General features: G+C 70.4%; 9 protein-coding genes. 5 read left to right on the top strand and 4 right to left on the bottom strand.

Annotation, left to right across the window (positions count from 1 at the left end):
* Positions 1-35: 35 nt before the first annotated feature.
* Positions 36-1,613 (top strand): SpoIIE family protein phosphatase, encoded by a 1,578-nt coding sequence (locus ACLARN_RS32030; RefSeq protein ID WP_409495203.1) that lies wholly within the window; start codon positions 36-38, stop codon positions 1,611-1,613.
* On the opposite strand, the gene ACLARN_RS32035 is transcribed toward ACLARN_RS32030, so the two are convergent.
* Positions 1,596-2,603 (bottom strand): DNA topoisomerase IB, encoded by a 1,008-nt coding sequence (locus ACLARN_RS32035; RefSeq protein ID WP_409495204.1) that lies wholly within the window; start codon positions 2,601-2,603, stop codon positions 1,596-1,598. The two genes, ACLARN_RS32030 and ACLARN_RS32035, sit on opposite strands and share 18 nt — an antisense overlap.
* A gap of 100 nt (positions 2,604-2,703) precedes the next feature.
* Between ACLARN_RS32035 and ACLARN_RS32040 the strand changes: the two genes are divergently transcribed.
* Both ACLARN_RS32040 and ACLARN_RS32045 read left to right on the top strand, forming a co-directional pair.
* Complete coding sequence (locus tag ACLARN_RS32040; protein WP_409495205.1) at positions 2,704-3,246, top strand: type 1 glutamine amidotransferase domain-containing protein; 543 nt, start codon at positions 2,704-2,706, stop codon at positions 3,244-3,246.
* Between the two features lie 69 nt (positions 3,247-3,315).
* On the top strand, positions 3,316-3,486 hold the full coding sequence (locus tag ACLARN_RS32045) for a hypothetical protein (RefSeq protein WP_409495206.1): 171 nt from the start codon (positions 3,316-3,318) through the stop codon (positions 3,484-3,486).
* Here ACLARN_RS32045 and ACLARN_RS32050 read toward each other — a convergent pair.
* Positions 3,479-3,865, bottom strand: coding sequence for a hypothetical protein (locus tag ACLARN_RS32050; protein WP_409495207.1), 387 nt, complete (start codon positions 3,863-3,865; stop codon positions 3,479-3,481). The genes ACLARN_RS32045 and ACLARN_RS32050 overlap by 8 nt on opposite strands.
* A 49-nt stretch (positions 3,866-3,914) precedes the next feature.
* Positions 3,915-5,234: a serine/threonine-protein kinase gene (locus tag ACLARN_RS32055; protein WP_409495208.1), complete on the bottom strand. Its 1,320-nt coding sequence runs from the start codon at positions 5,232-5,234 to the stop codon at positions 3,915-3,917.
* A gap of 144 nt (positions 5,235-5,378) precedes the next feature.
* On the opposite strand from ACLARN_RS32055, the gene ACLARN_RS32060 reads away from it, so the two are divergent.
* Positions 5,379-6,476, top strand: coding sequence for a hypothetical protein (locus ACLARN_RS32060; protein WP_409495217.1), 1,098 nt, complete (start codon positions 5,379-5,381; stop codon positions 6,474-6,476).
* Between the two features lie 163 nt (positions 6,477-6,639).
* Positions 6,640-7,479: an SAM-dependent methyltransferase gene (locus ACLARN_RS32065; protein ID WP_409495209.1), complete on the top strand. Its 840-nt coding sequence runs from the start codon at positions 6,640-6,642 to the stop codon at positions 7,477-7,479.
* Here ACLARN_RS32065 and ACLARN_RS32070 read toward each other — a convergent pair.
* The gene (locus ACLARN_RS32070; RefSeq protein WP_409495210.1) at positions 7,460-9,301 is read right to left on the bottom strand and encodes a M48 family metalloprotease; all 1,842 of its coding nucleotides are present in this window, start codon (positions 9,299-9,301) and stop codon (positions 7,460-7,462) included. The genes ACLARN_RS32065 and ACLARN_RS32070 overlap by 20 nt on opposite strands.
* Positions 9,302-9,811 lie beyond the last annotated feature (510 nt).

Raw genomic sequence — 9,811 nt, forward strand, 5'->3', positions numbered from 1 at the left:
ACTGCGCTACCCGCCAGGCAGGAGGAGGTCCGGGAATGGTGTCACGGCCGGCCCCGGCCTCGACGTCGCTCCCCTCGGAGCCGTCGGCAGGGACGAGCGAGGGCGCGCTGCCCGAATCCGGGAGGTTCTGGCGCGAGCTGCTCGAAGACGTCCGTGACGCGGTGCTCGTGCAGGACGTCGACGGCGCGCTGCGCTGGTCGAACCCGGCCGCCCGTGAACTGTTCGGCGGCGGCCGCCCGGTGCTGACCGCCGAAGGCCCCGACGTCGGCCATGTCGAGCACACCGGCCGCCGGTTCCCCGCGCGGATCCGGACGCTGCCCGGCGGCTGGCACGCCTGGACGGTGACCTCCGCGGTCGCGGCCGACGGCCCGCGCGTGGACGGCTTCCTCGCCGCTTCGGCGCCGCGGCTGGCCTCCGCACGGGGACGGCACGGGACGGCGAGGGTGATCGCCGAGGTCGCCGCGGCCGAACTCGCCGACTGCGTGTTCGTCCTGCTGCCCACCACCCGCGGCCGATGGGAATGGTGGAGCTGCGACCACCGCACCAGCCACGGGCACGGCCGCATCCGCCGGGTCCCGGCCCAGTTGGCGCCGGTGCTCGCCGGAACCTTCGCCTCCGCCGAGGAACCCGAGGTCAAGGCCGTCCCGGAGGAAGAGATCGCGACGCTGCCCACGGTCGTCGCGGAGCGCCTCGCCGTCCATTCGTCGGTCACCGTGGTCTCGCTGGGGCTCGACGGCGGCGCCGGGGTCACCGGCGCGGTCGTGCTCGGCAGGCGTGGCGGGCCCGCGTTCGGCCACGACCACCCGCGAGCGGTGGCCGAGTTCGCCCGCGCGGCCGGGACCGCGCTGGCGAACGCGCACCGCTACGCCCGCCAGGAAGAGGCCACCCGCGGCCTGGAGACCACTCTGCGCCCGACTCCGCCCCCGGACGTCCCCGGCGTCAAGTTCGACGTCTGGTACGAGCCGTCGGCCGGGCTGCTCGACGTCGGCGGCGACTTCTACGACGTCCTGCCGCGTGAGGAAGGCGGCGCGATGTTCGTCCTCGGCGACGTCTGCGGTAAGGGCGCCGAGGCGGCCGCGCTCACCGGCAGGGTCCGGCAGACCCTGGCCGCGCTCAACCTCGTCGAGCGCGACAACACGACGTTGCTGAGCCTGCTCAACTCCTTGCTCATCACCGGCGGCAGTGGCCGGTTCGCCACGCTGGTGCTCGGTTCGGTGCTGGCGGGCGGAGACGGTCTCGGCGTCACCTTGGCTTCCGGCGGGCATCCCCCGCCGCTGGTGGTGCGCCGCCGCGGCGGGGTCGACGAGATCACCCTGCCCGGCACCCTGGTCGGGATCTCCCCGCAGGCCCGCTTCGCCGAGACGGCCGTCAGGCTGGCCGAGGGTGACGTCTGCCTGCTCTACACCGACGGGATCACCGAGGCACGTCACCACGAGCGGCCGTCGGACCTGTTCGGCGACGAACGGCTGCGCGAACTGCTGACCGGCTGCCGGGGGCTGTCCGGCCGTGAGGTCGTCGGCCGGGTCCGCACCGCGGTGCGGGACTGGCTCGGCAGCGGGACGCACGACGACATCGCGGTCCTCGCCATCGAGGCCTCACGACCCGCGCAGTAGGCGCACCACCGCCCGCTCCACGATGTCGCGGGCCTCGGTGGGATCGGTCGCCTTCTCCGCTCGTCGCGCCGCGCGCTCGATGGTCCGATCCTCGTGGTAGGCCGTGATAACGCGAGGGTCCACATAGGACTTTCGGGCGACGGCGGGTGTGTTGCCGAGGCCCTCGGCGACCGCGGTCATCACGGTCTTCTCGATCCGTTTCAGGCCACGCTGACTGGTCGGCTTTTCCTGTCCTGCGAAGGCGGAAGCGGCGAGCACGGTGGCGTTCCAGGTCCGCAGGTCCTTCGCGGTGAAGTCCTCGCCGACAAGTTCCTTGAGCCGTTCGTTGATGTCGTCGGCCCGGACCTCCTGCCACTCTCGGCCGTCGCGATAGGCGAGCAGGCGCACGTCCCCGCCCCGTGCCCGTCGCAGCGACCGGACCAGCCGCACGAGACCGTCGTCCCGCAGCCGGACCTTCCGCTGGATCCCGCCCTTGGCGGGGTAGTCGCAGAGGAGGCAGCCTTCGCTGACCGACACGTGTTCGCACAGCAGAGTCGCCACCCCGTGCGTGCCGTTCTCGTCGGCGTAGTCCTCCCCGCCGGTCCTGAACACGCCGAGGTCGAGCATGCGCAGCGCACCGGCGAGCACCCGTTCGCGGGTGAGCCCGCGGGAATCGAGATCCTCTTGGACCGCCTCGCGCAGCTTGGGCAGCTTTCGCGCCAGCGCGAGGACGCGCTCGTGTTTCTCCTCGTCCCGCGCCCGTCGCCACTCCGGGTGATAGAGGTACTGGCGCCGCCCGGCGTCGTCCACGCCGACCGCCTGGATGTGCGCGTTGTCGTACGGCGAGATCCACACGCGCCGCCACGCGGGCGGGATCGCCAGCGCGTCGATCCGCTCGATCGTGTCCTCGTCCTTCAGCGGCCGGCCGTCGGGGGTCAGATAGCCGAAGCCACGACCTCTGCGCCGCCTCCGGATGCCGGGGGACCCCAGGTCCGCTCGCCGAAGTCGCATGAGGACTGATACCCGCCGTGACGTCGGTTCATGCCCATGGTTCGGCGGCTCCGCGCCGGGGTAATCCGGGGACGGAAGACGAGTCACAGGAGGGAACCCCATGGCGACATCGCTGAACGGGCGCCGCGTGGCCATTCTCGCGGCGGACGGCGTGGAACAGGTCGAACTGGTCGAACCGCGCAAAGCGGTCACCGACGCCGGGGCCACGGCCGAGGTCGTCTCGCTGGAATCCGGCGAGATCCAGGCCATGAACGGCGACATCGACAAGGCGGACAAGTTCACCGTGGACCGGGTCGTCAAGGACGTCACGGTCGACGACTTCGACGCGCTCGTGCTCCCCGGCGGCACGATGAACCCGGACAATCTGCGCGCCGACGAGAACGCGGTCCGCTTCGTCCGCGATTTCGTGAACAGCGGCAAACCGGTCGGGGTCATCTGCCACGGGCCGTGGACGCTGGTCGAGGCCGACGTCGTGCGTGGCCGCACGCTCACGTCGTATCCCAGCGTCCGCACCGACATCCGCAACGCCGGCGGCCTGGTCGTCGACCAGGAGGTCGTCAACGACAACGGCCTGATCTCCAGCCGGAACCCCGGCGATCTGCCCGCGTTCTGTGCCGCGATCGTGACGGAATTCGGCAAATGAGCCGGGGTAAACAAGTGGCGCGCGTCACATGATTGAGGGATCGTGGTGACAGAGTAAGGAGGTGCCACGATGACCGTGCATTCGAGACGTTACGGCCGTTGGTGCCGTGAGCATTTCGACACCGAGCCGGAGCCCGGCGCACAGGCGGTGGAGGTCGCGGTGGAGGACACCGAGGCCCCGGCCGAACAGGCCGAGGGCGCCGGTGACGTCCCGCCGGGGAACCCCGGCTCGCTCAACTGAGTGTTCGCCGGTACCAGACCCGTCGCGGGCCGGGTAGGCCGATCCGCGAGACCAGATCGGTCACCACGCCGCCGATGATCAGCCACAGCAGCGCGGCGAGGCCGTCGTTGAGCAGCGTGCGCAGTTTGGGGCCGTCCGGGGTGAACAGGTTGCGCAGGCCGAGGGAGACCCCGCGCGACCACTGGTCGATCAGCTGCGCGAACCCGTTGCCGGGATTGGCCTCGCCGAACACGAGCAGGATGTGCAGGATCAGGACCAGTGCGAAGATCCAGCACACCGCGTGGACGACGGCGTTGATGATCCGTACGACGCGAATCCTGGCAGGTGTCCGCTCGACGATCTCTTCCTGCGGCTCACGCGGGTCGTTGATGTAGGTCATCGCCGTCTCCCATCATCGTCCACAGTGGACATACCGACTGCGCGGTCGCTCAGCCGGGAGGACCGGGCTTGCTGCTTTTCGTCGGTGGCTTGGGTTTGCTCTTGCTCGGTTTCGTGGGGGTGCTCGGCTGCTCGTTCGAAGCGGTCGTGCCATCCGGTGTCCGGGTGGCACCGGCGTTCCCGGTGGTGCCGGGCGGATTGGCGGAGATCGGGACGGCCTCGGTCACCACGACCGTGCCGTGCGGTGTCACCGTGCCGCGGGTGGGCACCTCGACGTTCTCCGAGGACGGCGGTCCACCCGCACCCGGGGCGGACGTGCCGGTCGCCGCCGGAGGGGGCGTCCCGCCCGGCTGGATCGGCGGGTTCGCCCCGGTCTGGTTGACCGCCAGCAGGACACCGATGGTGATCGCGGCGGCTGGCGCGCTGATGGCGGCGACCACGGCCGCCCGCTTGCGGGTGGCGGGCGCGAGATGGACCACCTTCGTCCCGGTCGAGTCCTCCAGCAAGATCCGCGAGATCGCCGCGGCGGTCGGCCGCTGGGACGGCTTCCGCGCGGTCATCCCGCGCAGCAGCGTCGTCATGGTCACCGACAGGCCGGTGGGGATCCGCGGCTGCCGGTGCAGCCGCCCGACCGCGGCCTCGACCGGTGTCCCGGTGTACTCCCGTTCCCCGGACAGGCATTCGAGCAGCACCAGCCCGAGCGCGTAGACGTCGGCGGGCGGGCCGATGTTCTCGCCGCGGACCTGTTCGGGCGCCATGTAGGCGGCCGTGCCGACCACGCCGCCGGTCTCGGTCACCCTGGTCGCGTCGAAGGCGTGCGCGACGCCGAAATCGCCGATCAGCGGGCCGTCGTCGGACATCAGGATGTTCGCCGGTTTCAGGTCACGATGGGTGATGCCGTGCGCGTGGACGTGCGCGAGCGCGTCGGACAGCCTGGCCGCCAGGTCGACGACCGCGTCCGGGGAGAGCGGGCCGGAACGCAGGCACTGGGCCAGATTCGGCCCGTCGACCAACCGCATCGTGAGATAGGTGTAGCCGTCGTCGGAGCCCGCGTCGTACAACGGGACGAGCCCGGGATGACGGACCACGCTGAGGGTCTGGATCTCCTGGTCACGGCGGCGCTCGTCACGGGTCATCGTGTCCGCGTGGAACAGTTTCAGCGCGACCTCGCGCTGTTCGAGCAGGTCGCGAGCGCGGAAGACACGCGCGGTCGCGCCACGACCGAGCAGATCGCCCACCTCGTACCGGCCGTCGAGTTTGCGCGGCAGGTGATCCGGGTCGTGGACGTTCAGGCTGAACCGGCGTTGGGTGGTCCCGGCATCGAGTTCTTCACCGTCGTCACCGCCGGCGCGCGGACCCGCGTCGTCCATCGGTGCTACCTCCGTCTCACCGGCCGAACGCCGTATACCCGGTCCGGCTCCGGGCGAAACAAGGTTCGTGAGCGTACCGGACGTGATCCGCGGGTTCACCCCGAACGGCGGGCAACCCCCGAGGGGGCCGGACGTCTCGTGACCATGAAGCCGAACCGGTGGGCCGTGCTCACCGCCATCGCCTTGACCGCCCTGGCCGTCCTCACTCCGCCCGTCGCCGCCGCTTCGTTGGTACCCCGGGGATTCGCTCCCGCGTCGACGAGCTGGACCGGCCCGCTGCGCGGGTTCGTCCTCGGGTTTTCGCCGTGCGGGAAACCGGGATGGTGCGCGTCCCTGCTGTCGACGGCCGACGGCGGGAAGCGGTGGCGGCAGGTCGGCACCCCGCCGATCTCGTTGCCGGACAACCACAACCAGGTCAAGCTCACCGTGATCGACGAACGCGACGTCTTCCTCTCCGACGGCACCCGGTTGCTCGCCAGCCACGACGGCGGCGGCACCTGGTCCCGCGTCCGGCTCGCCGGAGTCCGGGAACCCTTCTATATTTCGAAAATCACCGAAGCCGGGCCTCGTGTGTTCGCCGTGGTCACCGGTTTCGGTGAGCCGTCGACGACGACGCTGTACGCGGGGCTCGCGGGCACCCGGGTCCTCCTGCCCGTTCCGGGGTTCACCGTCACCGGCTCCACGACCTACGGCGACATCGCCACCAGCGGCGGGATCCAGGTGTCGATGGGGTCGGACTACCGGGTCCAGAGGTATTGGACGTCGTCCGACGGCCTGACCTTCGCGGCCGCGCCGCCGCCCTGCCCGGCCGACAGTTCGGCTTCGTTGAGCGGAGTCCGGCAAGGGCGCGTGCTGGCGCTGTGCAGCGGGGGACCGGGATCGCCGCAGCCGGGGTCGACCGTCCGGCGGCTGTGGTGGGCGCCGAAGCTCGGCGGGCGGTTCACCGGAACGGCGCAAGGACCCACGCTCGGGATCAACCAGAGTTTCAGTGCCGCGTCGCCCTCGGTGGCGACCGTCGCGGCGGAGGGTGGCGGCACCGGATTCCTCCACCGCACGGGTGACGGCGGGGCGACCTGGACGACGACGGTCCTCAGCGGCCGCGGGGTCTGCCTCAACGACCTGGACTTCCCGGATGAACGCGTCGGGGTGGTGGTCGACGGGCTACCCGACGCCGAGGGCGGATCGGCCGTCTATCGCACCACTGACGGCGGTGTCACCTGGAGTGAACTCACTTTCGGGTGACGCGACGCTACTCGCACACATGATCACCGCAGGTAGGCAAGGCCCTTGGGGAGGTTCACTTTGCTACACGCCATGTCGTAACCTGTGTACTGTCCGTCGATGTCGAGGGAGCCGTGGGACGCGTTCACGCGACCCGTGCGCGGCTGAAGGGTGGAACGTGTCCATGACTTCGGACGAGGTCCGGTCTGTGTCGAGGCGCCCGCTTCCCCTCGACTACAGCAAGCCCAATCTCGCCCGGATGAAGGACGCGCTTCTCGGCGGACACGACTACTACGAGGTCGACAGGCGGGCGGTCGCGGATCTGCTCGCGCTCGCCCCCGACTCCGCCGCGATGGCGAAGGAGACCCGCTCCTGGGCGAGCCGGGTGGTCCGGTTCCTCGCCGGTGCCCGCGGTATCGACCAGTTCCTCGACCTCGGCTCGGGTCTGCCCACGGCGGAGAACACACACCAGTCGGCGCAGCGGTACAACCCGGACGCGCTGGTCGTCTACGTCGACCACGACCCGGTCGTCCAGGCACACGGGCTGGCGCTGCTGGAGGACCACCTCGTCCACGTCAGCGGCGCGGATCTGACCGACCCCGCGCAGACCCTCGGCGATCCGGTGGTCGCCGAGCACATCGAGCTCGACCGCCCGGTCGCGGTGATCCTGAACTCGGTGCTGCACCACATCGAAGACCTCGGCGAGGCACGGGCGATCGTCCGCGCGTACGCCGACGCGATCGCGCCGGGGTCGTACCTGTTGATCACCCACGACTTCACCCCCGGCGACGGCGCGCGCGGCGCGCTCGCCCAGAAGCTCGACGACCTGATGGCCGAGACCGGGCACCGCACCGTGCACCGCGGCCGCGAGGAGATCGTGTCGCTGTTCGACGGACTGGACATCCTCGAACCCGGCGTCGTCCACCTGCACGAATGGTGGCCGGAGGGCCCGCGTCTCGCTCCGCTGACCGAACTGAACTACCTGAGCCTCGGCGGCGTGGGGGTCAAGCCTTCAGCGAGCTGAAGAACGTCTTCAGTTCGTCGTGGGCGGTCCCGAAGTCCTCGGTGTTGCCGGTGATCGCCAGTTCCAGCGTCTCGCCGTCGGAGAGTTCCATCGTCAGGTAGGCGGTGAGCTTCCGGCGGGGGAAACCACCCGCGACGATGTCCGTGAACGGGATCCGTCGCGCGCCCGGCTCGGCGCGGAGGTCGTCGAGGCCGCGTTCCCGCAGCTTCCGGATCCGCTTGCGGTCCGACACCCCGCGCGCTCCGATGAGCCCGGCGACGCCACGGCGGAGCAGCACCGAACGTGCCATCGGCAGCAGCACAACCTCGGTGTCGCAGACGATCAGGTCGTAGAGCTTCCGCTTGGCCTTCAGCGCGGTGAACATTCCGAGCATCCGGGCTTCGGCGGGATCCGGCTCCCGTTCGGGCTCCTGCTTGCAGAAGTAGCCGGCGGGCACGTTCAGCAGTTGCAGGTTGTGGACCAGTTCGTCGACCGCGCGCGGGCTCGCCACGGCCGGGCCGACCAGTTCGGCGACGTCGAACGGCTCGCCGTCGCCGAGGCACAGTTCCCAGCCGCCACCCCAGTTCAGGCGGTGCGCGGCGACGCCGTTGTCGATCATCGCGGCGGTGATTGTGTCGGCGAACAACTCGGTCAGCAGTTCGCGGCCCTCTTCGCGGGATGGGGCGCGCAGGGGTTTGGCGAGCGCGTCGGCGTCGCCGTCACGCAGGACCCGGACGACTTCGCCGACCGTGCCGCGCGGCGCCAGCCTGCTCTCGATCCCGGCCGAGGTCAGCAGCCTCGCGCCCTCCGCCACCGATGCCCGGCCGGCGCGTTTGACGACCTCGTCCCAGTCCGCGCGCGGCCCGACGTCGCGGATCAGCACGTCCAGTTCCGCCTCGGGGACGTCGACCTTCGGCGCCCCCAGCAGTGACCAGCCCGGCCGCGCGTCCGGCTTCACCGGGTTGTCCGGCACCCCGGCCAGCGCGGCGATCCGCCGCTTCGTGGGCGGATGGCTGTCGAACTTCGACAGCTCTTCGCCGTCGAGGATGTCTTCGGCGTACTCGGTCACCCAGTCCCGCTGGACCGGATGGTTGAGGTACAAACGGAAGCCCAGCAGCACCGCGGGAGTACGCCGCGCCGCCACGCCGAGCGAGACGTAGCGCTCGGAGTAGTCCTTCCAGAGCGGGCTCAGCGTCGCGACTTTCCGCAGTGCCGCGGCCGCTGTCCGGCTTCCCGCCGCGAGCACCGACGCCTCGTCGGCCTGCAGTTCCTGCCGCCGGTTCGCCGACCGCGCGACCAGGAGGTACAGCTTCGAATACGCGGAAAGCAAGGCCCTGGCGGGGCCGCCGTCCAGCCTGTCGACGGTGAAGGCGAGGGTCTGGGTGCCGCGGTAGGTCAGCGCGAGCAGGCGGGTGTGGCCGCCGCTGTAGTGGCCGAGTTCGTGCGCGAGCACCGACCGCAGTTCGCTGACGCTCATCGCGGCCAGCAACGGCAGCCCGATCAGCAGGGTGCGGCGGCCCGGCCGCAGGCCGAGGAACCGGGCGTCCTCGGTGACCGCCGCGTTGATCTCGCCGATCAGCACGATCTCGTCCGGCGGACGCGTCTTCACCTGGGCGGCGAGGTCGTCGATCATCTTCCACAGCGCCGGATGGGCGTCGCGGCCCAGCCGCGGCCCCTCGATCGGGGGACGCCGCGCCCGCAGCGCACTCACCAGCCCGAAACCGAGCGCGATCATCATCGCGAGGCCGGCGAACATCACGTACATGCCGGTCTTGCCCGGGATCCGCAGGCCCGCCAGCACACTGGCGACACCCACCGCGACGACCACCACTGGGAACGCCACGAGCAGAAGTGTCGCGAGGACGGCGCGTCCTCGGGCCTGCATCGTCCGGTTACCTCTTTTCGCACAAGTGCCGTCTGTGCGGCCGAATAGTAACCGGCTACCCAGACGACTCGTGCGAGAACGAAGAGCTACGCCCGCCACCTGGGCACACGCAATTAGTCACCTACTTGCGGTGTGGGAAGTCCCCTTCCCCAGTCCGTGAAGGCCTCCTTCCCTACCCTCAAAGTAGGGAAGGAGGCCTTCACGGACTTGCAGCCGTGTTCGTGGGCGAGACCAGTGGTGGGTGACGGGGGCCTTCGTCGAGGTCTCAGCCCCGCGCGGACACTGCGTGGCTGATGTCCCCAATGTGGCATTGGAGACGCTCAGCGCCCCCAATGCCACATTGGGGACTTTTCATCTTGGTCTTGGCTGGTGGGGTGGGGTTGACCGGGTGTGTTAATGCCGGGGTGGGGTGGTGCTTGTCAGATGTGCCGGGTGCGTTGTTCGTGCTGGATGAGCACGAGCAAGGCT

It is taken from the genome of Amycolatopsis sp. cmx-11-12 (assembly GCF_046269425.1).
Taxonomy (GTDB): Bacteria; Actinomycetota; Actinomycetes; order Mycobacteriales; family Pseudonocardiaceae; genus Amycolatopsis.

What these genes read in the sequence shown, in the direction of transcription:
- ACLARN_RS32030 (WP_409495203.1), top strand. Translation starts at nt 36, where the DNA reads ATGGTGTCACGGCCGGCCCCGGCCTCGACGTCGCTCCCCTCGGAGCCG.
- ACLARN_RS32035 (WP_409495204.1), bottom strand. Translation starts at nt 2,603, where the DNA reads ATGCGACTTCGGCGAGCGGACCTGGGGTCCCCCGGCATCCGGAGGCGG.
- ACLARN_RS32040 (WP_409495205.1), top strand. Translation starts at nt 2,704, where the DNA reads ATGGCGACATCGCTGAACGGGCGCCGCGTGGCCATTCTCGCGGCGGAC.
- ACLARN_RS32045 (WP_409495206.1), top strand. Translation starts at nt 3,316, where the DNA reads ATGACCGTGCATTCGAGACGTTACGGCCGTTGGTGCCGTGAGCATTTC.
- ACLARN_RS32050 (WP_409495207.1), bottom strand. Translation starts at nt 3,865, where the DNA reads ATGACCTACATCAACGACCCGCGTGAGCCGCAGGAAGAGATCGTCGAG.
- ACLARN_RS32055 (WP_409495208.1), bottom strand. Translation starts at nt 5,234, where the DNA reads ATGGACGACGCGGGTCCGCGCGCCGGCGGTGACGACGGTGAAGAACTC.
- ACLARN_RS32060 (WP_409495217.1), top strand. Translation starts at nt 5,379, where the DNA reads ATGAAGCCGAACCGGTGGGCCGTGCTCACCGCCATCGCCTTGACCGCC.
- ACLARN_RS32065 (WP_409495209.1), top strand. Translation starts at nt 6,640, where the DNA reads ATGACTTCGGACGAGGTCCGGTCTGTGTCGAGGCGCCCGCTTCCCCTC.